Annotated in this window: 25 protein-coding genes and 1 tRNA gene; 11 read left to right on the top strand and 15 right to left on the bottom strand. The window is 70.9% G+C overall.

Annotation, left to right across the window (positions count from 1 at the left end):
* The first annotated feature begins 14 nt into the window (after positions 1-14).
* The 4 genes from AB0N68_RS02800 (at position 15) to AB0N68_RS02815 (ending at position 3,645) form a co-directional block, all read left to right on the top strand.
* Positions 15-1,421 carry an MFS transporter gene (locus AB0N68_RS02800; protein ID WP_280565008.1) on the top strand — a complete coding sequence of 469 codons (1,407 nt, stop codon included), beginning with the start codon at positions 15-17 and terminating at the stop codon, positions 1,419-1,421.
* Complete coding sequence (locus tag AB0N68_RS02805; protein ID WP_396654775.1) at positions 1,418-2,287, top strand: endo alpha-1,4 polygalactosaminidase; 870 nt, start codon at positions 1,418-1,420, stop codon at positions 2,285-2,287. The genes AB0N68_RS02800 and AB0N68_RS02805 overlap by 4 nt, the downstream gene beginning before the upstream one ends.
* Positions 2,288-2,395: 108 nt before the next feature.
* Positions 2,396-3,442 carry an iron-containing redox enzyme family protein gene (locus tag AB0N68_RS02810; RefSeq protein ID WP_268776619.1) on the top strand — a complete coding sequence of 349 codons (1,047 nt, stop codon included), beginning with the start codon at positions 2,396-2,398 and terminating at the stop codon, positions 3,440-3,442.
* The gene (locus AB0N68_RS02815) at positions 3,439-3,645 is read left to right on the top strand and encodes a CDGSH iron-sulfur domain-containing protein (protein ID WP_280565013.1); all 207 of its coding nucleotides are present in this window, start codon (positions 3,439-3,441) and stop codon (positions 3,643-3,645) included. Before AB0N68_RS02810 ends, AB0N68_RS02815 begins: the two co-directional genes overlap by 4 nt.
* A gap of 7 nt (positions 3,646-3,652) precedes the next feature.
* Here the strand turns inward: AB0N68_RS02815 and AB0N68_RS02820 are convergent, their stop codons facing one another.
* Positions 3,653-4,432 carry a YggS family pyridoxal phosphate-dependent enzyme gene (locus AB0N68_RS02820; protein ID WP_280565015.1) on the bottom strand — a complete coding sequence of 260 codons (780 nt, stop codon included), beginning with the start codon at positions 4,430-4,432 and terminating at the stop codon, positions 3,653-3,655.
* Between the two features lie 73 nt (positions 4,433-4,505).
* Between AB0N68_RS02820 and gabT the strand changes: the two genes are divergently transcribed.
* Entirely contained in the window at positions 4,506-5,849 is a 1,344-nt protein-coding gene (gene gabT, locus AB0N68_RS02825) for a 4-aminobutyrate--2-oxoglutarate transaminase (RefSeq protein ID WP_292797317.1), read from the top strand.
* Here gabT and AB0N68_RS02830 read toward each other — a convergent pair.
* Positions 5,833-6,513: an HAD-IA family hydrolase gene (locus tag AB0N68_RS02830; RefSeq protein ID WP_187662359.1), complete on the bottom strand. Its 681-nt coding sequence runs from the start codon at positions 6,511-6,513 to the stop codon at positions 5,833-5,835. The two genes, gabT and AB0N68_RS02830, sit on opposite strands and share 17 nt — an antisense overlap.
* 26 nt (positions 6,514-6,539) lie before the next feature.
* Here AB0N68_RS02830 and AB0N68_RS02835 point away from each other — a divergent pair, with 26 nt between their 5' ends.
* Positions 6,540-7,253: a glutamine amidotransferase gene (locus AB0N68_RS02835; RefSeq protein ID WP_292797314.1), complete on the top strand. Its 714-nt coding sequence runs from the start codon at positions 6,540-6,542 to the stop codon at positions 7,251-7,253.
* A 59-nt stretch (positions 7,254-7,312) separates the two neighbouring features.
* On the opposite strand, the gene AB0N68_RS02840 is transcribed toward AB0N68_RS02835, so the two are convergent.
* Complete coding sequence (locus tag AB0N68_RS02840; RefSeq protein ID WP_268776613.1) at positions 7,313-7,858, bottom strand: carboxymuconolactone decarboxylase family protein; 546 nt, start codon at positions 7,856-7,858, stop codon at positions 7,313-7,315.
* Positions 7,859-7,982: 124 nt separating this feature from the next.
* On the opposite strand from AB0N68_RS02840, the gene AB0N68_RS02845 reads away from it, so the two are divergent.
* Entirely contained in the window at positions 7,983-8,834 is an 852-nt protein-coding gene (locus AB0N68_RS02845; RefSeq protein WP_292797311.1) for an AraC family transcriptional regulator, read from the top strand.
* A 2-nt stretch (positions 8,835-8,836) separates the two neighbouring features.
* Here the strand turns inward: AB0N68_RS02845 and AB0N68_RS02850 are convergent, their stop codons facing one another.
* The 5 genes from AB0N68_RS02850 to AB0N68_RS02870 all read right to left on the bottom strand — a co-directional run bounded on the left by AB0N68_RS02850 (position 8,837) and on the right by AB0N68_RS02870 (position 12,867).
* Entirely contained in the window at positions 8,837-9,949 is a 1,113-nt protein-coding gene (locus tag AB0N68_RS02850) for a DegT/DnrJ/EryC1/StrS family aminotransferase (protein WP_292797309.1), read from the bottom strand.
* 44 nt (positions 9,950-9,993) lie between these two features.
* Positions 9,994-10,064 (bottom strand) — tRNA-Cys (locus AB0N68_RS02855).
* Positions 10,065-10,077: 13 nt separating this feature from the next.
* Complete coding sequence (locus AB0N68_RS02860) at positions 10,078-11,316, bottom strand: pyridoxal phosphate-dependent aminotransferase (protein ID WP_292797307.1); 1,239 nt, start codon at positions 11,314-11,316, stop codon at positions 10,078-10,080.
* Positions 11,313-12,668 carry an aminotransferase class I/II-fold pyridoxal phosphate-dependent enzyme gene (locus tag AB0N68_RS02865; protein ID WP_187662365.1) on the bottom strand — a complete coding sequence of 452 codons (1,356 nt, stop codon included), beginning with the start codon at positions 12,666-12,668 and terminating at the stop codon, positions 11,313-11,315. The genes AB0N68_RS02860 and AB0N68_RS02865 overlap by 4 nt, the downstream gene beginning before the upstream one ends.
* Positions 12,669-12,717: 49 nt before the next feature.
* Positions 12,718-12,867 (bottom strand): hypothetical protein, encoded by a 150-nt coding sequence (locus AB0N68_RS02870; RefSeq protein ID WP_187662366.1) that lies wholly within the window; start codon positions 12,865-12,867, stop codon positions 12,718-12,720.
* Positions 12,868-13,071: 204 nt separating this feature from the next.
* On the opposite strand from AB0N68_RS02870, the gene AB0N68_RS02875 reads away from it, so the two are divergent.
* A complete protein-coding gene (locus tag AB0N68_RS02875) occupies positions 13,072-13,761 on the top strand; it encodes a DedA family protein (RefSeq protein WP_187662367.1) in 690 nt (229 codons plus the stop codon).
* Positions 13,762-13,796: 35 nt separating this feature from the next.
* Here AB0N68_RS02875 and AB0N68_RS02880 read toward each other — a convergent pair whose 3' ends face one another.
* Complete coding sequence (locus AB0N68_RS02880; RefSeq protein WP_292797301.1) at positions 13,797-15,194, bottom strand: DUF1254 domain-containing protein; 1,398 nt, start codon at positions 15,192-15,194, stop codon at positions 13,797-13,799.
* A gap of 127 nt (positions 15,195-15,321) precedes the next feature.
* Between AB0N68_RS02880 and AB0N68_RS02885 the strand changes: the two genes are divergently transcribed.
* Positions 15,322-16,107 (top strand): DNA/RNA non-specific endonuclease, encoded by a 786-nt coding sequence (locus tag AB0N68_RS02885; protein ID WP_292797298.1) that lies wholly within the window; start codon positions 15,322-15,324, stop codon positions 16,105-16,107.
* A gap of 16 nt (positions 16,108-16,123) precedes the next feature.
* On the opposite strand, the gene AB0N68_RS02890 is transcribed toward AB0N68_RS02885, so the two are convergent.
* The 4 genes from AB0N68_RS02890 to AB0N68_RS02905 form a co-directional block, all read right to left on the bottom strand.
* Positions 16,124-17,212 carry an alkene reductase gene (locus AB0N68_RS02890; protein WP_292797295.1) on the bottom strand — a complete coding sequence of 363 codons (1,089 nt, stop codon included), beginning with the start codon at positions 17,210-17,212 and terminating at the stop codon, positions 16,124-16,126.
* 62 nt (positions 17,213-17,274) lie between these two features.
* On the bottom strand, positions 17,275-17,742 hold the full coding sequence (locus tag AB0N68_RS02895; RefSeq protein ID WP_187662371.1) for a MarR family winged helix-turn-helix transcriptional regulator: 468 nt from the start codon (positions 17,740-17,742) through the stop codon (positions 17,275-17,277).
* Between the two features lie 52 nt (positions 17,743-17,794).
* The gene (locus tag AB0N68_RS02900) at positions 17,795-18,250 is read right to left on the bottom strand and encodes a MarR family winged helix-turn-helix transcriptional regulator (protein ID WP_187662372.1); all 456 of its coding nucleotides are present in this window, start codon (positions 18,248-18,250) and stop codon (positions 17,795-17,797) included.
* 1 nt (position 18,251) lies between these two features.
* Entirely contained in the window at positions 18,252-19,979 is a 1,728-nt protein-coding gene (locus AB0N68_RS02905) for an MDR family MFS transporter (protein WP_187662373.1), read from the bottom strand.
* Positions 19,980-20,103: 124 nt separating this feature from the next.
* Here AB0N68_RS02905 and AB0N68_RS02910 point away from each other — a divergent pair, with 124 nt between their 5' ends.
* Together AB0N68_RS02910 and AB0N68_RS02915 are read left to right on the top strand one after the other, a co-directional pair.
* Complete coding sequence (locus AB0N68_RS02910) at positions 20,104-20,565, top strand: DUF2243 domain-containing protein (protein WP_280565047.1); 462 nt, start codon at positions 20,104-20,106, stop codon at positions 20,563-20,565.
* Positions 20,535-21,452 carry a cytochrome c oxidase assembly protein gene (locus AB0N68_RS02915; RefSeq protein WP_292797288.1) on the top strand — a complete coding sequence of 306 codons (918 nt, stop codon included), beginning with the start codon at positions 20,535-20,537 and terminating at the stop codon, positions 21,450-21,452. The genes AB0N68_RS02910 and AB0N68_RS02915 overlap by 31 nt, the downstream gene beginning before the upstream one ends.
* On the opposite strand, the gene AB0N68_RS02920 is transcribed toward AB0N68_RS02915, so the two are convergent.
* Together AB0N68_RS02920 and AB0N68_RS02925 are read right to left on the bottom strand one after the other, a co-directional pair.
* On the bottom strand, positions 21,386-21,754 hold the full coding sequence (locus tag AB0N68_RS02920; RefSeq protein ID WP_292797286.1) for a hypothetical protein: 369 nt from the start codon (positions 21,752-21,754) through the stop codon (positions 21,386-21,388). The genes AB0N68_RS02915 and AB0N68_RS02920 overlap by 67 nt on opposite strands.
* A 56-nt stretch (positions 21,755-21,810) precedes the next feature.
* Positions 21,811-21,975 (bottom strand): hypothetical protein, encoded by a 165-nt coding sequence (locus AB0N68_RS02925; RefSeq protein WP_164498166.1) that lies wholly within the window; start codon positions 21,973-21,975, stop codon positions 21,811-21,813.
* Positions 21,976-22,033 lie beyond the last annotated feature (58 nt).

Below are 22,033 nucleotides of genomic sequence, written 5' to 3' on the forward strand. Positions count from 1 at the left end.
AGTAGGGTCGGCCTGTGTCATCCTTCGCCCCGCTCCAGCGGCTCGTCATCGCGATCGCCGTGCTGGCCTCGTTCGTCACGTTCCTCGACGGAACGGTGGTGAACGTCGCGCTTCCCGCCATCAGTGAAGAGCTGGGCGGCGGGATCACCACGCAGCAGTGGGTGGTCGACGCGTACCTCATCACCCTCAGCGCGCTGATCCTGCTCGCCGGGTCCCTGTCCGACGCCTACGGCCGGGTCCTGGTGATGCGGATCGGGCTCATCGCCTTCGGCATCGCGTCGGTCGCGGTCGCCGCAGCGATCGATCCGCTCATGCTCATCGTGGCCCGCGGAGCGCAGGGAGCGGCCGGCGCCCTCCTCGTCCCGAGCTCCCTCGCCCTCATCACCGCGACCATGCGCGGCGATCTGCAGGCGAGGGCCATCGGCGTCTGGACCGCCTTCACCACGGCGGCCCAACTGGTCGGCCCCCTCCTCGGCGGGCTCTTCGTCGACTTCCTCTCCTGGCGCTTCGTGTTCCTCATCAACGTCCTCCCCATCGGAGTGACGCTGCTGCTGCTCGCCCGCCTGCACCTGCCGGAGCACCCTCGGAGCGTCCGGGTGGACTGGTGGAGCGGAGCACTGTGCGCGCTGGGCCTGGGCGCCATCGTGTTCTCCCTCATCGAGCAGCCGAACCTCGGGTGGGCCTCCCCCGCGATCTGGATCCCCGCCGTGGTCGGGGCCGCGCTCTTCGCCGTCTTCCTGTGGCGGCAGGGCCGCTCGGCCACGCCGCTCATGCCGCTCTGGCTGTTCCGGGTGCGCGACTTCGGGTGGGGCAACCTCGCCACGCTCTTCGTCTACGCCGCGCTCTCGCTCAACGGCTTCGTCGTCGGCGTCTACCTCCAGCAGGGGGCGGGACTCAGCGCGACGGCGGCGGGACTCGCGAGCCTGCCGATGACGATCCTGATGATCCTGCTGAGCTCCCGCGCCGGCGGGTGGGCGGGGCGCTGGGGCCCGCGCATCTTCATGACCGTCGGGCCGCTGATCATGGCCGTCGGAGCGCTGATGCTGCTGACCGTGAACACCGCCTTCGACTACTGGGCGCAGGTGCTCCCGGCCATGATCGTGATGGGGCTGGGCCTGTCGCTCACCGTCGCCCCACTGACGGCCGCGATCCTCGGGGCCATCGACGAGAACCACTCCGGCATCGCCTCCGCCGTGAACAACGCCGTCTCCCGCGTCGCGGGGCTGCTGGTCGTCGCGATGCTGTCGACCATCGTCGGCGGCTCCCTCGACCTCGACGGGTTCCACAACGCCGCCTGGGTCACCGCGGCGCTCCTCGTGCTCGGCGGCGTCGTGTCCTGGATCGGGATCCGCCGGAACCCCTCGGAGGCGGCGGCGCCGCCGGTCGACGCCCCCGCGCAGCCGACGCCTCAGCCGCGATGACCGCGCCGCGCTCTCGACGCGGTCGAAGAACGGCACGCGTGTCCCTGGCGCTGGCGGCGTGCGTCGCGATGGGGATCCTCGCTCTCGCCGGCTGCGCCGCCCCGACCGCCCTCCCTGCGGAGGGAACGGGGTCATCGGCCGGCGTCGTGCTTCCTCCGGCCGGAGCCCTTCCGGACTACCAGCTCGGCGGCGCGTACGATCCGGCCGAGGGCGTGGGCATCGTCGGGCGAGACCGCAGCGCGGAGCCGGTCGCGGGACTCTACTCCGTCTGCTACGTCAACGGATTCCAGACCCAGCCGGGCGAGCTCGCCGAGTGGCCCGACGACCTTCTCCTGCATGACGGTGACGATGTGGTCTTCGACCCGGAGTGGCCCGACGAGGCCCTTCTGGATACCGGCAGCGCAGCGCAGCGGTCCCGCATCGCGGAGATCGTGATCCCCTGGATCGAGGGCTGCGCGGACTCCGGCTTCCAGGCGGTCGAGTTCGACAACCTCGACTCCTTCTCACGCTCGCTCGGCCTCCTGACTCTGGACCACAACCTCGCGCTCGCAGAGCTCCTCGTCGACGCGGCGCACGGCGTCGGGCTCGCCGCCGGACAGAAGAACGCGGCCGAGCATGCGGAGGCCCTGAAGGAGCGCGCGGGCTTCGACTTCGCCGTGACGGAGGAGTGCGCCGCGTACGCCGAGTGCGGCGCATACACCGCGGTCTACGGGCCGCACGTGATCGACATCGAGTACACCGACCAGCTCCCGCGGTCGTTCGCGGAGCTGTGCGCCGACCCGGACGCCCCGGCATCCCTCGTGCTCCGCGATCGCGACCTCGTCACGCCGGACGACGAGGAGTACGTCTTCGCCGGGTGCCCCTGACGATCGACGGAGGCGCTTGCCTGCCGAGCGCCTCGGCGTCAAGTCCCTGGTGGCCCCCGTTCGCGCGGACGAGGATATCGGTGATCGACTCGATGGGAGCCCCTCCTCATGACCGTTTCCACCCTCGACCCCGATACCGCCGTCGCCTTCTCGCCGCGCGGTCCTCTGTCGGGCGCCGTCCTCGACGTCCTCACCGGTCGCGGCGAGGACGCCGCCGCCCTGCCCGACCTCGCCACCACAGCCGTCGCTGAGAGCAGCGATGTGGTCCGGGACGACGACATCCAGCTCGCCCTCTTCGTCCTCTATGCGTCCTCGTACGGCTCGCTGCCGCAGCTCGATGCGGCGCTGGAGTGGGAGGCCGGGGTGGTCACCGCGCGCCGGATCCTCGAGGACGCCTTCGAGGCCGCACTGCGCGAGACCGTGCCCGTGCCCGAGCTTCCGGAGCCGACAGTCGACGCCGTGGGGCGCGCCCTGTTCGCCCTCGCCGCTGCGGACACGGGCCCCAGCCTGTCGCGGCACATCGCCAGGAAGGCCACCCGCGAGCAGGCCGAGGAGTCGCTGATCCTCCGTTCCGTGTACACGCTGCGGGAGGCCGATCCGCACTCCTGGGCGATCCCACGGCTGACCGGCCGCCCCAAGGCGGCGCTGGTGGAGATCCAGTCGGACGAGTACGGCGGCGGCCGACCGCAGCGGGTGCACGCGGAGCTCTACGCCCGCGCCCTTCGCGCCGCCGGACTCGACGACACATACGGCGCCTACGTCGACGACGCCCCCGCGATCACGCTCGCCTCGCACAACATGATGAGCCTGTTCGGCCTCAACCGCCGCCTCGTGGGCGCAATCGTGGGTCACCTCGCCGCCTACGAGATGACCTCGTCGATCCCGTGCCGCTTCTACGCCGACGGCCTGCACCGGCTGGGGTTCGCCGACGATGTCGCCGCATACTTCGAGGAGCACGTGGAGGCCGACGCGGTGCACGAGCAGATCGCCGCCCGTGACCTCGCGGGCAGCCTCGCCGAGGACCGTCCGGAGCTGCTCGCAGACATCCTGTTCGGCGCGGCCGCGTGCCTCACGGTCGACGGCTGGGCGGGTGCGCACACCCTCGACGCGTGGACCGAGGGCCGCTCGGCGCTGCGGGAGAGGACGACGGCATGACCGCCCGGGACGAGCCGGTCACCGTCACGGCGTACCCGGACGGCCCCCTCCTGGTGCGCGGAGAGATCGAGTTGCACGCGAGCGACGGCGCGGTGATCGACCCGCGTCGACGCACGGTGGCCCTGTGCCGCTGCGGGCTCTCCGCGCTGAAGCCGTTCTGCGACGGCACACACAAGGCGGCCGGTTTCCGCACCGAGGACTGAGCGGGCGTCAGCCCTCCGGCCAGTAGTGACTGTCCGGGACGGCGCGCGCACCGAAGATCGCCTGCCCGACCCGCACGCACGTCGCGCCCTCCTCGACGGCGATCTCGTAATCCCCGGACATACCCATCGACAGGGCGCCGTCGCCGATGAGTTCGGGGTTCTCCTCACGCGCTCTGTCACGGAGGGTCCGCAGCAGCGCGAAGCATTCCCGCACCCGGGCATCGTCCGGTGTGAGCAGCGCCAGCGTCATCAGGCCGCGCACACGGAGAGCACCGTACGAGGGCAACGCCTTCAGGAAGTCGAGAAGCTCCTCCGGCGGCATCCCGAACTTCGAGTCCTCGGCCGAGGTGTTCACCTGCACGTACACGTCGAGGCTGCGCCCCGCGGCCTGCAGGCGCCGGTCGAGAGCCTCGGCGACCCGCAGCCGGTCGAGCGCCTGGAACTCGGCGGCGAAGGAGGCGACATCCCTGGCCTTGTTCGTCTGCAGGTGGCCGATGACCACCCAGTCCACATCGAGGTCGGCCGTCTCCCGGTGCTTGCGCACGGCTTCCTGCACCTTGTTCTCGCCGAGTCGGCGCAGCCCGGCGTCGATGGCCACCCGCACCCGATCGGTCGGCACCGTCTTGCTCACCGGGAGCAGGTGCACCTCACCGGGGTCGCGTCCTGCGCGCTCCGCGGCGGCGTCGATGCGGGCGCGGACGTCGACGACGTTGGCGCGGAAGTCCGCGGCGGTGAAGGCCGTCGGGTAGCGCTCGGCGCTCTCCCCCACACGCTCGATCTTTGACATAGGTCAAAATCTAACATAGCTTCGACACCACGTCGCGTACCCGCCGACACCCCCTTCACGAAGGAGCCCGCCCATGTCCGCACCCGGCCTGTTCTCGGACACCGCCCTGTCGACCCCGCGCCTGCGCACCGAGGTGCCAGGGCCGCAGAGCCGGGCGCTGCACGAGCGCCGGCAACGGGTCGTCCCGCGCGGCGTCGGCAGCGTGCTCCCCGTCTACATCGAGCACGCCGACGGCCCCTGGGTCACCGACGTCGACGGCAACCGCTTCCTCGACCTCGGCAGCGGGATCGGCGTGACGACCATCGGCCACACCAACCTCGCAGCCGTCACCGCCGCGGCGGAGCAGCTCGACCGGGTCACGCACACGCTCTTCACCGTCACCCCCTACGAGGGCTACGTGCGCCTCGCCGAACTGCTCGCGGAAAAGGTCCCCGGCACCCACGAGACCCGCACGGCCTTCGCGAACTCCGGCGCCGAAGCCGTCGAGAACGCGGTCAAGATCGCCCGGAGGCACACGGGACGGCGCGCCGTCGCCGCCCTGGACCACGCCTTCCACGGGCGCACCAACCTCGCACTCGCGATGAACCACAAGGCGGCGCCGTACGGCACCGGGTTCGGTCCGTTCGCGCCCGATGTCCACCGCGTCCCCAACTCGTACCCCTACCGCGACGGCCTCGACGGCGAGGAAGCCGCCGCGCGCACGATCGCCCATCTCGAACAGCGGATCGGCGTCCACGACCTCGCGGCCGTCATCGCCGAGCCCATCCAGGGCGAGGGCGGCTTCGTCGTCCCGGCCGAGGGCTACCTCCCCGCCCTGCAGGAGTGGTGCACGGAGAACGGCGTGGTGTTCATCGCCGATGAGATCCAGACGGGCCTCGGGCGCACCGGGACGTGGTTCGCGAGCACACACTTCGACCTCGTGCCGGACCTCGTGCTCACGGCGAAGGGCATCGCCGGCGGGCTGCCCCTGGCCGGGGTGACCGGCCGCGCCGAGATCATGGACGCGCCCGACCCTGGCGGCCTCGGCGGCACATTCGGCGGCAACCCGGTCTCGATCGCCGCCGCCCTCGCAGTGTTCGACGAGCTCGAGCACGGGACCTTCTTCGCCGACGCCCGTCGGATAGGCGCCCACCTGTCCGCCCGACTCGAGGGTCTGCGCACTCGCCATGCGGTCATCGGCGACGTCCGCGGGATCGGCGCCATGCAGGCCTTCGAGCTGAGCACCCCCGGGACGACGCGACCGCTGGCCGGGGCCGCCTCCATGATCGCGGAGTTCGCCGCCCAGCGCGGCATCCTGCTGCTCACCGCCGGCAGCGACGGCAACGTGATCCGCTTCCTCCCCACTCTGACCACGACCGACGAGCAGCTCGACGTCGCCGTGGACGTGATCGACGAGGCCCTCAGCGCGCTCCGCTGAGCACGCGGAGGCACAGCGCCTCCCCGCTCCACCGCACGTGGGCGAGGTCGTGCACGACCAGGTCGGGGTCAGCCGCCCCGGAGTCTGCGCCCACCCCGACCACGAGGCCGGCACCGGCCGCTCGCGCCGCGCTGATCCCCGGCGCCGAGTCCTCGAAGACGACGCAAGCCCCCGGGTCCCGCCCGAGGAGCCGTGCGGCACGGACGTACGGGTCGGGCGCGGGCTTGCCTCTGTCCACGTCTTCGGCGGCGACCAGCACCGCCGGCGTCGGGATACCCGCTCCGCCCATCCGTGCGGTCGCGACCGCTCGGTTGCTGCTCGTCGCGACCGCCCACAGCTTCGGGGGCAGCGCAGCGAGCAGGGCAGCGGCCCCGGGGATCCCGGTCGTCACCGGGGCGACGGCGAGCTCCCGAGCGAGGAGGTCGGCCGCCGCCTCGGCCGCGCGTTCCGGCCCCACGATCGCCGCGACCACCTCACTCGGCCGCATGCCATGAGGCGCGTCCCGCAGGAAGTCGAATCCCGGGGCGTGCCGGTGCGCCCAGGCGTCCCACGCGATCGCCGCCGAGGGGACGGAATCCACCAGCACGCCGTCGCAGTCGAACAGGACCCCCGCGGCGCGCACGATCACCTCGGCACCGCGAACCTCGTGTGCTATTTTTGGCATAGGTCAAATCTATCCGAGGAGAGTGCATGTCCGCGTCCCGCACGCCCCGGACGGCGATCGCCGTCCGCCACGTCCCCTTCGAAGACCTCGGGATCCTCGCCCCGCTGCTGGCGGCGCGCGGCTACGAGACCACACTGCTCGACGCCGGCATCGACGCGATCGACCCGGACGCCGTCGCTGGCACGGACCTGCTCCTCGTCCTCGGCGGACCGATCGGCGTGTACGACGAGGATCGGTATCCCTTCCTGCACTCCTCGAAGGCGGCTCTCGCGACCCGGCTCGCCACGGGCGGCGCCACGCTCGGCGTCTGTCTCGGCGCCCAGCTCCTGGCCGAGGCTCTGGGCGCAGAGGTACGCCCGACCGGGGCCGTCGAGATCGGCTACGGCCCGCTCGCACTCACCCCCGAGGGCCGGGAGTCCGTCCTCGCCCCTCTCGACGGCGAGCCCGTGCTGCACTGGCACGGCGACGAGTTCGCGATCCCCGCCGGGGCGCACTCCCTGGCGCACACGCCCGGCTTCCCCCATCAGGCCTTCGCCGTCGCGCGCGCGCTCGGACTCCAGTTCCACCTGGAAGCCGACCACCGCGTCATCGAGCGCTGGCTCGTCGGTCACGCGCACGAGCTCCATCACCACGGCATCGACCCGCGGACGATCCGGGAGCAGGCGCAGCGGCACGGCCCGCGGCTCGAGGCCCTCGCCATCCGTGTGCTGAGCGACTGGCTCGACGAGGTAGAGGCGTAGCAGGCGGGCAGGGGAAGAGGCCGGACCCCCAGCGAATCCGGCCTCTGCTCTCCTCGACCTCAGGCGGCGCGACGCAGCGGCACCGTCGGGAAGTCGATCGGCACGTCGAGCGCGATGTTCACGTAGTTCGTGAAGAGGTTCAGCGCGACCTGGCCGATGGTCTCGACGATCTGCTCGTCGCTCCAGCCGTGCGCGCGGAGAGCGTCGACGTCGGCCGAGGTCACCTGACCCCGCTCCTCGACGAGCTTGAGCGCGAAGGCCAGCAGAGCGGCCGTACGAGGGTCGTCGGAGTTGCCGGCCTGGGCCTCGGCGAGCGCTTCGGTCGTGAGGCCCGCCTTCTTGCCGAGCGCGGTGTGCGCCGCGAGGCAGTAGCCGCAGGAGTTGCGGTTCGCGACCGCGACCGCGATCTGCTCACCGAGGGCCGCGCCGAGCGTGCCCCCACCGTAGGCGCCGAAAGCGCTCCACATGCTGGTGAGCGCGGCGGGCGAGTTCGCGACCGCGCGGAACATGGCGGGGACGGCGCCGAAGGCGGAGCCGATCTGCTCGAGCTGCTCCTTGACGGGGCCGGTGGCGGTCTCACGGTCGACGAGAGGGACGTTGGGCATGGGGTGCTCCTTTGTGTTTCGGGACGGGCCGGATTCGGCTTCCCCTTCAGTCTTGCTCGCCGCGCAGTACGATACGCATCATTTGATCTTGCGTTCGTGACATATCGTCCAGAAGAATGGAAGCATGCCACCGCTCGACCGCCTCACCCCGCTGCTCGACCGCTTCCGGGTGCGCAGCCGCCTGTTCCACACCGGACCCCTGTGCGGGACCACGGTCTTCGCCGCGAGTGCGGGCCACGGCTTCCTCCACGTGCTGCGTCGCGGCGAGATGGAGGTGACGCACCAGCGCCCGGACGGCGGCATCGAGCGCGAGACGATCACCCGCCCGAGCCTGCTGTTCTTCCCCCGCCCCGTCGACCACACCTTCCTCAACGCCCCGACCGATGAATCCGACTTCGCCTGCGCGACGATCGACTTCGACGGCGGAGCCACGCACCCGCTCGTCCGCACCCTCCCCCCGGTGATCGTCCTGCCGCTCGACGAGGTGTCCACCCTCGCCCCCGCGCTGGACCTCCTGTTCGCCGAGGTCGACAACGTGCGCTGCGGTCGTCCACTGCTGGCAGACCGGATGTTCGAGGTCGTGCTCATCCAGCTCCTGCGCTGGATGCTCGACCACTCCGGCGATCTCACCCTCCCGCCGGGGCTGCTGCCCGGCCTTGCGGACGAACGCCTCGCACCCGCCCTCGTGGCGATGCATGAGGCCCCCGGCGAGCCGTGGACGCTCGACACTCTCGCGCGGACCGCCGCGATGTCGCGCAGCGCCTTCGCGGCGCGCTTCAAGGAGGTCGTGGGCCGAGCGCCGGGCGACTACCTCACCGAGTGGCGTCTCACGATCGCCCAGGAACAGCTCCGTGCGGGGATGTCCGTGAGCGCTGTGGCCGCCGACCTCGGCTATGCGAGCGCCTCCGCCTTCTCCCGCGCGTTCGCCCAGCGGCTCGGTCGCTCTCCGCGGGCCTGGCTCGGCCTCGCCGCCTGAGCTCAGCCGCCGGCTGACATCACGGCAGCGACCCCGGTCACGATCCGGTCGAGGTCGCCGGCCGTGAGCGAAGGGTGCACGGGGAGGGAGAGCACCTCCTGCGCCGCCCGTTCGGTCTCCGGAAGCTCGTCGGCCGGCGCGAAGCGCGCCAGCGAGGGCAGCCGGTGGTTCGGGATCGGGTAGTAGACGCCGGAGCCCACCCCGTGTTCGTCGCGGAGTGCGTCGCGCACCCGGTCGCGCTCCCCCGCGGCGACCCGCACCGTGTACTGGTGGTAGACGTGCTCGGCGCCCTCCGCGACCGCAGGCACGGTGAGCCCGTCGATGCCGGCGAGCGCGGCGTCGAGGAATGCGGCGTTCTCCTGGCGCTGGCGGGTCCAGGCGGCGACCCGCCCGAGCTGCACCCGACCGACCGCGGCGTGCACCTCGCTCATCCGGTTGTTGTAGCCGACGAGCTCGTTCGCGTACTGGGTCTCCATACCCTGGTTGCGCAGCAGTCGGACCCGGCGCGCGACCTGCTCATCGACGCACGAGACCATGCCGCCCTCGATCGCTGTCATGTTCTTCGTCGGGTAGAGGCTGAACATGCCGAACCTGCCGATGGTCCCGGCCGGCCGGCCTCGCCAGGCGGCACCGTGGGCCTGCGCGGCGTCCTCGTAGATGTCCAGGCCATGGTCCCTGGCGACCTCCTCGATGTCGTCCACGAGGAACGGATGCCCGTACAGGTGCACCGGCATGATGCCTTTCGTGCGGGCGGTGACGGCGGCACGGACCCGCGCCGGATCCAGCGTGAAGTGCCTCGGCTCGATGTCGACGAACACCGGCGTCGCGCCGGCCAGGACCACGGAGTTCGCGACCGCCGCGAAGGTAAAGGACGGCACGATCACCTCGTCGCCCGGGCCGACACCGGAGGCGAGCAGGCCCAGGAGCTGACCGCTCGTCCCGGAGTTCACCGCGACGGTGGTGCGGCCTCCCACGAAGTGCATCGCGAACTCGCGCTCGAACGCCGCCACCTCGGGGCCCTGGGCGAGCATGCCGCTGCGGAGCACGCGTTCGACGGCTGCCACCTCGTCGTCGCCGATGAGCGGCGCGGCGGCCGGGATGAAGTCCTTCTGCATGGGTATGTCCTTCGTCGGGAACGGCTCGGCGCGAGCCGGATCGGAGGTGGAGGCAGGAATCGAACCTGCGTGCACGGTCTTGCGGACCGCGACCTGGCCACTCGGTCACTCCACCGGGTCAGATGTCCTCACGCGCCCGGCGGCGAGTACCCCTGCAGGAAGCGGCCGAAGCGCTGCACCGCATCGATCAGCGTGTCGGTCTCGGGCAGGAAGGCGAGGCGCACGTGATCGGTGTCGGCGCCGTTGAAGGCGCGGCCGTGCACCAGCAGGATGTGCTCCGCGTCGAGGAAGTCGAGCACCAGACGCTCGTCGTCACGGATGCCGAACACCTCAGGGTCGAGGCGCGGGAAGAGGTAGAGCCCGCCACCCGCCTCCTGCACGTCGACGCCGGGGATCGCTCGGAGCGCAGCCGTGGCGGCGTCGCGCTGCATTGTCAGCCGCCCCTCGGCCGCGACGAGCGCGTCGAGCGATGCGTCGCGACCCAGGGCCGCCGTGATCGCGTGCTGTGCCGGCACGGACGCGCACATCCGCATCGAGGCGAGCAGCCGCAGACCGGAGAGGAAGGGATCGTCCGCAGCGAACCCGGTCGTCAACGCCCAGGCCGCCCTGTAGCCGGCGACGCGGTGGGTCTTCGACAGGCCGGCGAAGGTGACGCAGGGCACGTCGGGGGCGACCTGCGCCGTGGAGACGTGCGTGAATCCGGGGTAGACGACGCGGTCGTAGATCTCGTCCGACAGCAGCAGCAGACCATGGCGACGGGCGAGCTCCGCCACGCCCTCCAAGGTCTCCCGCGGGTAGACCGCGCCGGTGGGGTTGTTCGGGTTGATGATGACGATGGCCACGGTCCGTGGGCCGATCGCCGCCGCCATGGCCTCGAGATCCGGGAGCCACCCGGCCTCCTCCGCGCAGCGGTAGTGCACGGGCTCACCCCCGGCGAGGACCGTCGATGCGGTCCACAGCGGATAGTCGGGACTCGGGATGAGGACCTCGTCGCCCGGCTCCAGCAGCGCCTGCAACGTGAGACCCACCAGCTCGGACACGCCGTTGCCGACGGTCACCGCCTCGATCCCGAGGGACGGGAACCCGGCCCGGCGCGAGTAGTGCACGCGGATCGCCTCCCTCGTCTCCGGAAGGCCCGGTGATTCCGAGTACCCATGGGCGTGCGGAAGAGCCTCGCGCAGGGCCTCCACGATGACCGGCGGCGCCTCGAAACCGAACGGGGCCGGGTTGCCGATGTTCAGGCGGAGGATCTGCTCGCCGCGGGCTTCCAACTCGGCCGCACGCTCGGCCACCGGACCCCGCAGGTCGTAGAGCACGCCGTCCAGGCGCGATGATCGGCCGATCCGGAACGGGGCCCTGGCCGTCATTCGTCCCCCTCGGCCTCGGCCGGACCGGAAGCGGCGGCGATGTCGTCGGCCAGTCGTCGCAGGTCGGCGTCGTCGAGGTCGTGCACCGTCAGACGCAGATGGTGGCCGCCGGGCGAGCCGTCCTCCAGCGCGAACTCGGACCCCGGTCGAACGAGCCATCCGCGGTGCGCGAGCCGCTCGGCGACGACCGCGGCCTCCTCGCGGACATCGACCCACGCATTCAGACCGCTCTCCGCGGTGACGTCCGATCCACGGGCGGAGACGAGCGCGGCGAAGGACCTGTTGCGCGCGGCGTATCGGGCACCCGCCTTCGCGATGAGCCGGTGCACGTCTTCGTCACGGAGCATGGTCGCGGCGAGCTGCTGCATGACGTGGCTCACCCACATCGTGCCGGGGCTGAGCCGGAGGGCGAGGCGCTCGGCGGTGACGGGGTCGGACGCGGTGAGGGCCAGCCGCATGTCGGGTCCGAGGAACTTGGACACCGACCGCACGAGAGCCCACCGTTCGTGGCCCGGTCCGATGACGGTGGCGTACGGAGTCGGGGCGAGCAGCGAGAAGTGGTCGTCCTCGATCACCAGGACGTGGGGGTGCGGAGCGAGCACCTCGCGCAGCGCCGCGGCACGCGCGGGACTGATGCTGACCCCGGTGGGGTTGTGCGCGCGGGGCGTGCAGACGATCGCGCGCACACCGCTCTCCAGAGCGTCACGCACGCCCTCCACGGTCATGCCCTCGTCGTCGACGGGTATCGCGACGGGCGTGTACCCCGCCAGACGCGCGGTCTGGATGCTCGAGAGGAAGCACGGATCCTCGAGACCCACCCGGTCGCCGTGCACGAGCGTCTGAGCGAGCAGGCGCTCCACCGCGTCGACCGCCCCGGCGGTGACCGAAAGGCGGAAGGGGCGAGGCTGGTCCTCCGCGATCCATCGGGTCGCCCACTCGGCGAGACCGGCATCGATCACCGACTCGCCGTAGAGGACGGGGCTCGGGTGCACGGCTGCGAGAGCGGCGGCGAGGTCGGGAAGGAGGGCCGCCTGAGGGTTGCCGTTGGCGATGTCGCGGAGCGCAGTTCCGGGCGTGAAGCCCTCATCCGGCGTGGCGACGGGTCCGAGCACGGTCGTCCCTGTGCGCCCACCGGTGGTCGCGATGCGGGCGGTGACGAGTGCGCGGTAGGCGGCGAGCACGGTGTTGCGATTGACGCCGAGCCGCTCGGCCAGTGTGCGGACCGGTGGCAAGCGGTCTCCGGCGACGAGCGTCCCCCGTTCGACGAGGTCGCGCACGCTCTCCGAGATCTCCGCGGCGGTGACGCCGCTGATCCCGTCGGTCTCGTCGTCTCTGCTCTCCGCCGCTGCCATGACTCGACGGTAGGGGAGATTTTGACCTATGTCAAAATCTCCCCGGCGATCAGGGGCGGTCGTCGACCTCCACGCCGTCCTCGATCTCCTCCGGCTCCAGGTCGGTCACGTCGACCTCGGGCGCGTCGCCCTCCCCGTTGTTCGCGGTCGGGGGCTCGCCGTGGAATCCGGTCGTCTCGTCCTGTCGCGGATCGGTCATGATGCCTCCTCGGTTGATGGGACTCCATGATCGGTCCGCCGCGCTGCCGGAGCGAGCACCTTGACAACGCCGCCTCCGGTGGCCCGGCTCCCGATGCACGCAGGCGGAGCCCAGGTACACCGGTTACCGTTCAGGAGCGGTCGGTCCCCACGGATCTCCTCCCGCATCCCGCACGATCACCGCGATCCCCCGACAGAGGACACGATGACCCCCGGCACTCTCCCCCTCGCCGCTTCCGCCCCCGGCTACGACGGATTCATCGGCTGGGTGCTCAGCCTGATCGAGACCCTGGGCGAGGTCGGCGTCGGCCTCGCCGTTCTCATCGAGACGTTCGTCCCGCCGATCCCCTCGGAGGCGATCCTCCCGGCGGCGGGATTCCTCGCCTATGACGGGCGGATGAACGCCTGGGGCGCCTGGGCCGCGGCCACCATCGGCGGACTCGTCGGCGCATGGATCTGGTATGCGCTCGGCGCCGCCGTGGGCCGGGACCGCACGCGGCGCATCGTCGGACGCATCCCCCTTCTCGACCACGACGACTTCGACAAGGCCGAGGCGTTCTTCGCGCGCTGGGGCGGCGGCGCCGTGCTGTTCGGTCGCTGCGTGCCCCTCGTGCGCTCGTTCATCTCGATCCCGGCCGGCATCGAGCGCATGGCGCTGTGGAAGTTCACGCTGTACACGCTGGTCGGCTCGGCGGTCTGGAACGGCATCTGGATCGGCCTGGGCTTCGCCTTCGGCCCCGCCATCCGGCCGATCCTCGAGCAGTGGAGCGGCGTGATCTCCGATGTGGTCGTCGGCGTGCTCATCCTGCTGCTTCTGGTGTTCATCGCGCTGCGCATCCGCCGCCGCATGCGCGAGGCCGCGGCACGGCGGGCAGAGGACAACGGGCAGGCCTGAGGCCCCTCCCCCGCGCGGCTTCGTGTCACGAGGTGTCAGCCGGCGGCGTCGGCCGCGACGATGTCGCCGAGCTTCCAGGACCGATCGAAGTACGGCTGCAGCGGCCCGTAGAAACGGAAGTAGCTGAACCAGTGCCGCCCCGGAATCGTCTGCACCCAGTTCGAGCGCCCCTCCGTCGGCGGCTCCGGGCCGAACCACAGATCGACGGAGCCGTCCTCGTTGTATCGGAGGTCCTCATCGCGCGACCCGCGGTCGCCGCGCTGCTGCTCGTTGTCGATGAGGCACCGGGTGTCGGCGTCGTACACCGTCGCAGACCAGAACAGCTTCGCCGGCACGTCCGCCGGCACGTGCAGGCGATAGGTGCGGGCACCGTCGAGCCACTCTCCGTCGGCATCGGTGTAGGCACCGAGGTAGGCCTGCCCGACACCGGGAGTGGTGCTCTTCATCGCCTCCGAGAAGCTGACGGCCTCGTAGAACCATGAGGCCCTCTCGAGGAGCTCGTCATAGCCGTCGCCCCGCTGCGCGGAGTTGTCCAGGACGATCGCCTGCTCCCACACACGGTCGGGCCAGTAGCTCCCCTGCGCGAAGCGCTTCGCGAACGTGTTCGCCTGCGCCATCAGCTCACCCGCTTCGGCGCCGCGCTCCAGGATGCGGGTGAGACGGTCGTCCGGCGCGAAGGGCTCCCCGACGCGGATGCCGAGCTGCCGCAGCATCGCGAGATAGAAGCGATCGCGTTCGTCGACGACCTCCGACTGGTAGATGCGGTGCAGAAGACGCCAGTAGTCCATGCCCCGCGGCTGATCGCCGCTCCACGGCCGACCGTCCGGAGAGATGATGCGCGTCGGTGCGGGGTCCTCCCGATCGCGGTACGGGTAGATCCGTACGGCGCGCACGAGGGCATCGGCGCGCTCCGGATCAGGGTCGAGCGTGCGGAAGCCGAACATGATGTTGACCCCGGAGGACTGCAGGATCCGGTACTCGGCCGTGATGTCTGCGGGGACGGTCGCCCCGGGCGCGACGATCACGTACTTGCCGCCGCGGCCCTGGTCCGGCCCCATCTCCCCCATCGCCCCGACCTCCCGCTGCCAGAAGTCGGAGACGCCGCCGGCCGTGTGCCCCGGGGGCAGGTCGATGACCAGCGGTCCGGTCTCGGCGAGGTCGAAGAAGTTCAGGATGTACGGCGTCGTGGCGTTCGCCGTGATGAGGCCGAGGCGGTCGCGATACGTCAGGTATCGGACGAGGTCACTGCTCGTCGCACCGAAGACCTCCTCGTGCTGAGACTTCCACTGCGCGTAGGAGACGAGCGGAAGAGCCCAGAGGTAGACCTGGCAGGCGAACTGGAAGTCCAGCTCGTCGAAGATCGCAGGGATCGACTCCCGCGCCGGCAGCTCGCCGTCCTTCCGTACCCCGTCGATTCCGCTCGCTCCGGTCATATCCGTCCCCCTCTGTCAGCGCGCGCTCCCGCACCGCGGAATCGGCTCCGCCTGAACCCCGACAGTAGTGGGGCGGACGAGCACGCGGAAGAGGTGCGATGTCGGCGGGGCGGGGCACGATGGTGGCATGACGGACGGCTACGACCCCGCGTTCCTCGGCATCCCGCTGCCGCTGCCCGTGCCCCCGATGCCGGTGCGCGCGCTCCCTGCGCCCCGGTTCACGGTGCTGCTCGATCCGGAACGGCGCCTCGCCGCGGTGACGGGCGTGACCATCGATGGCGCCCGCCTGCGGGATCTCCCGCGCACGGGTGAGTGGCGCCTCGACCCCCGGGTGCCCGCGGAGGAACAGGCGGGGTCCGCCGTCTACGCCCGGAACGACCTCGACCGCGGACACCTCGTCCGTCGCCGCGACCCGGGCTGGGGGGAGCTCGACGAGGCCCGCGCCGCCGCGGAAGCCACCTTCACCTACCCCAACGCGGCCCCGCAGGCGGCCGCCTTCAACCAGTCGAAGGACCTCTGGCTCGGGCTGGAGGACCACGTGCTGGCGTATGCGGAGGCGACGGCGCAGCGCCTATCGGTGTTCACGGCCCCGGTGCTCGCGGACGCCGACCCGCCGTACCGCGGCATCCGCGTGCCCCTGCGGTACTGGAAGATCGTGGCGTGGCGCTCCGAGGACCGACTCGCGGCCGCCGCATTCATCCTCGACCAGACCGAGCTCGTGGACACGCGGGAGGGTGCCTTCGCCGTCGCGAGCCTCGGCGCATTCCGCACGTTCCAGGTACCGGTCGCCGAGGTGTCCGCCCTCACCAGAGTCGACCTCGGCCCCCTTCCCGACGCCGATGTGCTCCCCCGGCGCGGACTCCGCGAGACGGCATGGCGCCCGCTGCACACCGCCGACGACATCGTCCTGTGACAGCGGGCACCCCGCGTCACTCGCCGGCGCGCACGCCCTCGAGTGACGGGTAGTCGATGTACCCCTCGGCAGTCGAGCCGTAGAACAGCGCGGGGCGGGGCTCGTTCAACTCGGCTCCGGTCCGCCACCGCTCCACGAGGTCGGGGTTGGCGATGACGGGACGCCCGGCCGCGACCGCGTCGGCCCAGTCCTCCGCGACCAGTTCCTCGGCCGCGGCCCGGGTGGTCTCGACGCCGAAGCCGGTGTTGACGATGAACGGAGCGCCCGCCGCCCGGCGGATGGCCTGGACGAGTTCTCCGGCCGGCTCGGGGTGCAGCACATCGACGAAGGCCAGCCCCAGAGGTGCGAGTCCTTCGGCGAGCGCGGTGTAGGTCGCGAGCACGTCGGCGGGGTCGTCCTCGATGACGCCCTGGATGCCGTGGGCCGGTGAGAGGCGGATTCCGGTGCGGTCGGCACCCACGGCTGCTGCGACCGCCGTGGTCACCTCGACCGCGAAGCGCGCACGGTTCTCCGGCGAGCCGCCGTACCGGTCGTCGCGGACGTTGGACACCGGGGACAGGAACTCGTGGACGAGGTAGCCGTTGGCACCGTGCACCTCGACGCCGTCGAAGCCGGCCGCGATCGCGTTACGCGCGGCCTGGACGAACTGCTCGACGACCACGGGGATCTCGTCCAGGGTGAGGGCATGCGCGACGGGCAGATCGGCCTTGCCCTTGAGGGTCCGCGTCTGCCCGGGGGCCGCCAGAGCACTCGGCGCGACGACGCGGGGCTCGCCGGAGATGTCCGGGTGGCCTACACGGCCGCCGTGCATGAGCTGCATGACGATGGTGCCGCCCTCGGCGTGCACGGCGTCGGCCACGCGGCGCCATCCCTCGATCTGCGCGGGGGTCACGATGCCCGGCTGCCCAGGGTACGACTTGCCTTCGAGGACCGGCCAGACCCCCTCCGAGATGATGAGTCCCTGCCCGGCCCGCTGGCGGTAGTACTCCTCGATGATCGCGGTCGGCACGCCCTCCGCGTCCGCACGGGTGCGGGTGAGCGGCGCCATGACGACGCGGTTGGACAGGTGCAGCGAGCCGAAGTCGGCGGAGTCGTAGAGAGTCACAGTGGGGCCAAGGCGTCCGACCGCCACTGTATTCCCGTGAATCGATGACGTATTCCGGTGTATCAACCGCCCAGATCGGCGACGAGGTTCGCGAAGTGGTCGAGGTCGGCGGCGGTCCAGCCGCGCAGGCGCTCGCCGATGCGCCCCTCATACCGGGAGCGGGCGAGAGCCACGCGCTCCTCGGCCAGCGGGGTCGCCACCAGCACCCGGGCGCGACCGTCCTCGGGATCGGGGATGCTCTCGACGAGCCCGAGCTGCTCGAGCTGACGCACCTGCCGGCTCACCGCGGACTTGTCCGTCTGCAGGCGCTCGATGAGTGCTCCCGCCGAGGTCGCCCGTCCGGCGAGGATCGAGGTCAGCACCTGGTAGCCCAGCGGCTGGAGATCCGGATGCACGGTGACCGCGGCCTCGCGCCACCCGACGCGGATGCGGGCGAACAGCCGGCCGAGCTCGTGCTCGACGCGGGCGACCGCCTGGTCGAGGTCGTCGATCGGAGCGCCGTCGGCGGGTTCGTCGGACGGGGCGCTCATATCGCCAGTGTACGGCGAAGCCCCGCGACCGGATGCGGTCGCGGGGCTGTGCTCAGACCTCGGCGAGGAGCCGGAACACCTTGGATGCGGCGTCGATCTCCGCGGGCGTGAGCTCATCGATGACAGCGCGGAGTCGGCTGCCGTACTCCCGGCGGACATCGGTGAGCGCGGTGCACGCGGCCGGTGTCGCGGTGAGCACCCGGAGCCGGCCGTCGCGCTCATCCGGCACCGAGGCGATCAGCCCGAGCTCCTCCAGCATCCGCACCTGGCGGCTGACGACGGACTTGTCCATCTCGAAGCGCTCGGCGAGCTCATGCGCGCTGGCCGAGCCCGCCCGGTCGATGAAGGTGAGCAGCTTGTACCCCGCCACCTGCAGCTCCGGGTGGACCCGGGACGCCGATTCCTTCCACAGCGACCGGGTCCGCGCGAAGATGAGGTTGAGATGCGCCTGGAGGTCGCTGAGGGCGGTATCGACGTCGGGGGTGCCGACCGCCTCGGACGCGCTCATGTCAGCGCTCCTGCTTCCGATCGTCGCGCTCGAGCACGCTCACGGACCCCGTGGTGGTCGCCGGTTCGGCCTGCCCGGTGCGAATGGTCCCGGTCGAGAGGTTCGCGCCGACCTCGGCCTCGGAGACCTCGATGACGGACTCCTCAGCCTGCTCGCGCAGCTGCTCCGCGGCGTTCTTGGTGGACAGCGGCTTGTTCTTGATGAACGCGATCGCGATGATCGCGATCACGGCCAGCGGGATGGCGAGTATGAACGCGTCCGCGATGCCGTGCCCGTAGGCGCTCTCGACGATCGTGCGGATCGTGTCGGGCAGCTCGCCCACCTTCGGCACGTCGCCGGAACCCAGGCGCTCCAGGGCGCTGATCTCGTCGGGCGTGGTCGGGACGAAGCCCTTCAGACCGTCCTTCATGAAGTCCGCGACGCTCGTGGAGAGCAGCGACCCCATGACGGTCACACCGATGGTGCCGGCGATCGTACGGAAGAAGTTGACGTTCGACGAGGCCGCGCCCAGCTGCTGCGGAGCCGTGTCGTTCTGCACGATCAGGGTCAGGTTCTGCATGACCATGCCGAGCCCGGCACCGAGGACGAACATGTAGACAGCGACCAGCGGGAACGGGGTGTCGTAGCGCAGCGTCGCCATCAGGCTCACGCCGATCGTGGCGAGGATCGAGCCGGTGACCATCCAGCTCTTCCACTTGCCGAAGCGGCTGACGAGCTGGCCGATGATGATCGACGCGCCCATCTGACCGATGATCATCGGGATGGTCATCAGGCCCGACTCGGTGGGCGTCGCGCCCCGGGCCAGCTGGAAGTACTGCGCGAGGAAGACCGAGGTCGCGAACATCGAGACGCCGATCGCGATCGAGGCGATGACCGACAGCGTGAAGGTGCGGTTGCGGAACAGCGTCATCGGAACGATCGGCTCCTTGACGAAGAACTCGACCACGATGAAGGCGGCGATCGCGACGACCGCGGTCACGATGAGCGCGATGCTCGTCCCGGAGTCCCAGTCGAACTGGTTGCCACCCATGGACACCCAGATGAGGAGCGTCGAGACGCCGACGGCGAGCAGGACGATGCCGAAGTAGTCGATCGAGACCTTCGTGCCGCGCTGCGGCTTGGGCAGGTGCAGCGTGAACTGCAGCAGCACGAGGGCGAGGATGGCGAACGGGACGCCGACGAAGAAGTTCGAGCGCCAGCCCCACACGTCGGTGAGGAGTCCGCCCAGCAGCGGCCCGCCGATCGTGCCGAGGGCCATGATGCCGCCGACGACGCCCATGTACTTGCCGCGCTCACGCGGCGAGATGATGAGGGCCACCGCGATCATGACGAGCGACATGAGACCGCCGACGCCGATGCCCTGCACGACGCGGACAGCGATGAGCATGTTCGTATCGGTCGAGAATCCGGCGATCACGGTGCCGACCGTGAAGAGGATGAGCGAGATCTGGACGAGCACCTTGCGGTCGACCAGGTCGGCGAGCTTGCCCCAGATCGGGGTGGAGACGGCGGTGGCGAGAAGGCTCGCGGTGATGACCCAGGTGTACTGCGACTGCGTGCCGCCGAGGTCGGCGATGATGACCGGCATCGAGGTCGAGACGACCGTGCCGGAGAGCACGGCGACGAACATGCCGACGATGAGGCCGGAGATCGCGGTGAAGACCTCGCGGGCCGAGCGCGTGGTCTCGGAAGAGGATGAGGTGTGTGTCACGGGGGAATGCTCCTGCATAGAAAGTTGATCGAGATCAACCATACGCCGATAGTTGCGGTTTCGCAACTATCGGCGGCTACCGCACTCGGAGGCCGGGGTCAAGGACGTCGCCGGGGTGGGCAGGACGGACGACCCTGACCGCATGACCTCCGGAGCCATGCCCCGCCCCGACCGGCGCCTGCTGCTGTCGGGCTTCCTGTTCGGCTGCGGGATCGCCGCCTCGATGATCGACCTCTTCGTCTTCCACCTGGTGCTGCACTGGCACCACTTCTACGATCTGTCGACCTCTGACGTGGCCCTCGTCTCGGACGGGTTCTTCCATGCGTTCGGCTGGTTCATCACGATCCTCGGCGCCTTCCTCCTCGCCGACGTCCGCCGTCGTGGCCCCGTGCGATGGACGCGCTGGACGGGCGCGGTGATCACCGGGGTCGGGTTCTTCCAGCTCTTCGACGGCGTGGTCGATCACAAGCTCCTCGGGATCCACCAGATCCGCTACGGCGTCGACCTCGTGCTCTACGACACCGTCTGGATCGTGTCGGCCGTCCTGTTGCTCGCTGCAGGGATCCTCGTGGTGTGGCGGACCCGCCCGGACCCGGCGCGGTGACGGCCATGCGCGAGGGTCACGACGGACACCACGGACCGCCCGAGACGCCGGGCATCGACACCGACGCCGTCGGAGGCGGGATCGATCTGCTCGCGCCGGTCGCGCTCGTCGCCCTCCTCGCCGCAGCCGTTCTCTATCTCGTCGGGTTGCGGCGGACCCGGGACCGCAGCCCCTGGCCTCGGCCGCGGACGGCGGCCTGGATGGCGGGTCTGCTCTGCGCCGGAGTCGGCATGGTCGGACCGTTCGCCGCCCTGGCCCACAGCAGCTTCCCGGTGCACATGGCCGGGCACGTGCTCGTGGGGATGCTGGCGCCACTCCTCCTCGTGCTCGGGCGGCCGGTCACGCTGGCCCTGCGCGCCCTCCCCGTGCCGCGGGCGCGCACTCTGTCCCGAGTGCTGCGCAGCGGCCCGATCCGGGTGCTCACGCATCCGGTGGTCGCCGGCGCCCTCAATGTCGGCGGTCTCTGGCTCCTCTACGCCACACCGCTGTTCCCCCTGATGCACGCCTCACCATGGCTGCATGCCGCCGTGCATCTTCACGTGCTGCTGACCGGATACCTGTTCACGGCGAGCATCGTGGGGCTCGATCCGGATCCGCACCGCGCGTCGGTAACCGTGCGGGCCGGGGTCCTCATCGTCTTCGTCGCCGCGCACTCGATCCTCGCCAAGTGGCTGTGGGCCCACCCGCCCGCTGGCGTCGACGTCGGGGACGCTCGGATCGGCGCGGAGCTGATGTTCTACGCCGGTGACGCGGTGGACGTGCTGCTCATCGTGCTGCTGCTCCGACAGTGGTTCGTGGCGACCCGACCGCGGGATTCGGCTCAGCCGCAGAACGAGGAGAGCCCGTCGTGGAGGCGTTCGATCGCCTCGACGGTCTCCGGAGCCTGAAGGTCGGTCATGCCGCCGAGCTGATCGGCGCCGGAGCGGATGAGGTCGCCGAGCTGTCCGTCCATGCCGTCGGCGACGCGGTCGAGCGTGGCGACGAGGTCGTCGCGGGCGGCGTCGAGCTGCTCCGCGGACACGTCGCCCTGCGCGAGCAGCGCCTGGTACTGGGCGTATGCGTCATCGATCGTCGCGCAAGTCTCCGCGACCGGGACTCCGAACGCGTCTCCGGCAGCCTGAGTGACCTGGGCGCACCCGGCCAGAAGACCGGCGGCGAGCAGCAGGGGGACGATGGCGATTCGGCGCATGACCCGAGGGTAGCCGCGCCGCCTGGGGCGCGGCTGACCCTCGGGCGGTGCGGCGGTCAGCCGCCGGACGGGTTCTCGAGGGGCTTGCCCTCGTCGTCCGTCGTCTCGCGCTCGAGCACGTCGTCGGTGCTCTCGCCGCTGTCGTCGGGAGCGCCGCCGGAGGCCGTGTCGGCTTCCTCGTCGGCGCCGGGAGTGCCCTGCGTGTTCTGGGGGTCGCTCATGCTCTCCTCCTCTGTTCGTTCCGACGACCGTATGCGCGCCGGCCCCGGTGACGCAGGG

Origin of the sequence: Microbacterium meiriae (assembly GCF_040685015.1) — a bacterium.
In the GTDB taxonomy this organism is placed as follows: domain Bacteria; phylum Actinomycetota; class Actinomycetes; order Actinomycetales; family Microbacteriaceae; genus Microbacterium; species Microbacterium meiriae.

What these genes read in the sequence shown, in the direction of transcription:
- AB0N68_RS02805 (WP_396654775.1), top strand. Translation starts at nt 1,418, where the DNA reads ATGACCGCGCCGCGCTCTCGACGCGGTCGAAGAACGGCACGCGTGTCC.
- AB0N68_RS02810 (WP_268776619.1), top strand. Translation starts at nt 2,396, where the DNA reads ATGACCGTTTCCACCCTCGACCCCGATACCGCCGTCGCCTTCTCGCCG.
- AB0N68_RS02815 (WP_280565013.1), top strand. Translation starts at nt 3,439, where the DNA reads ATGACCGCCCGGGACGAGCCGGTCACCGTCACGGCGTACCCGGACGGC.
- AB0N68_RS02820 (WP_280565015.1), bottom strand. Translation starts at nt 4,432, where the DNA reads ATGTCAAAGATCGAGCGTGTGGGGGAGAGCGCCGAGCGCTACCCGACG.
- gabT (WP_292797317.1), top strand. Translation starts at nt 4,506, where the DNA reads ATGTCCGCACCCGGCCTGTTCTCGGACACCGCCCTGTCGACCCCGCGC.
- AB0N68_RS02830 (WP_187662359.1), bottom strand. Translation starts at nt 6,513, where the DNA reads ATGCCAAAAATAGCACACGAGGTTCGCGGTGCCGAGGTGATCGTGCGC.
- AB0N68_RS02835 (WP_292797314.1), top strand. Translation starts at nt 6,540, where the DNA reads ATGTCCGCGTCCCGCACGCCCCGGACGGCGATCGCCGTCCGCCACGTC.
- AB0N68_RS02840 (WP_268776613.1), bottom strand. Translation starts at nt 7,858, where the DNA reads ATGCCCAACGTCCCTCTCGTCGACCGTGAGACCGCCACCGGCCCCGTC.
- AB0N68_RS02845 (WP_292797311.1), top strand. Translation starts at nt 7,983, where the DNA reads ATGCCACCGCTCGACCGCCTCACCCCGCTGCTCGACCGCTTCCGGGTG.
- AB0N68_RS02850 (WP_292797309.1), bottom strand. Translation starts at nt 9,949, where the DNA reads ATGCAGAAGGACTTCATCCCGGCCGCCGCGCCGCTCATCGGCGACGAC.
- AB0N68_RS02860 (WP_292797307.1), bottom strand. Translation starts at nt 11,316, where the DNA reads ATGACGGCCAGGGCCCCGTTCCGGATCGGCCGATCATCGCGCCTGGAC.
- AB0N68_RS02865 (WP_187662365.1), bottom strand. Translation starts at nt 12,668, where the DNA reads ATGGCAGCGGCGGAGAGCAGAGACGACGAGACCGACGGGATCAGCGGC.
- AB0N68_RS02870 (WP_187662366.1), bottom strand. Translation starts at nt 12,867, where the DNA reads ATGACCGATCCGCGACAGGACGAGACGACCGGATTCCACGGCGAGCCC.
- AB0N68_RS02875 (WP_187662367.1), top strand. Translation starts at nt 13,072, where the DNA reads ATGACCCCCGGCACTCTCCCCCTCGCCGCTTCCGCCCCCGGCTACGAC.
- AB0N68_RS02880 (WP_292797301.1), bottom strand. Translation starts at nt 15,194, where the DNA reads ATGACCGGAGCGAGCGGAATCGACGGGGTACGGAAGGACGGCGAGCTG.
- AB0N68_RS02885 (WP_292797298.1), top strand. Translation starts at nt 15,322, where the DNA reads ATGACGGACGGCTACGACCCCGCGTTCCTCGGCATCCCGCTGCCGCTG.
- AB0N68_RS02895 (WP_187662371.1), bottom strand. Translation starts at nt 17,742, where the DNA reads ATGAGCGCCCCGTCCGACGAACCCGCCGACGGCGCTCCGATCGACGAC.
- AB0N68_RS02900 (WP_187662372.1), bottom strand. Translation starts at nt 18,250, where the DNA reads ATGAGCGCGTCCGAGGCGGTCGGCACCCCCGACGTCGATACCGCCCTC.
- AB0N68_RS02905 (WP_187662373.1), bottom strand. Translation starts at nt 19,979, where the DNA reads ATGCAGGAGCATTCCCCCGTGACACACACCTCATCCTCTTCCGAGACC.
- AB0N68_RS02910 (WP_280565047.1), top strand. Translation starts at nt 20,104, where the DNA reads ATGACCTCCGGAGCCATGCCCCGCCCCGACCGGCGCCTGCTGCTGTCG.
- AB0N68_RS02920 (WP_292797286.1), bottom strand. Translation starts at nt 21,754, where the DNA reads ATGCGCCGAATCGCCATCGTCCCCCTGCTGCTCGCCGCCGGTCTTCTG.
- AB0N68_RS02925 (WP_164498166.1), bottom strand. Translation starts at nt 21,975, where the DNA reads ATGAGCGACCCCCAGAACACGCAGGGCACTCCCGGCGCCGACGAGGAA.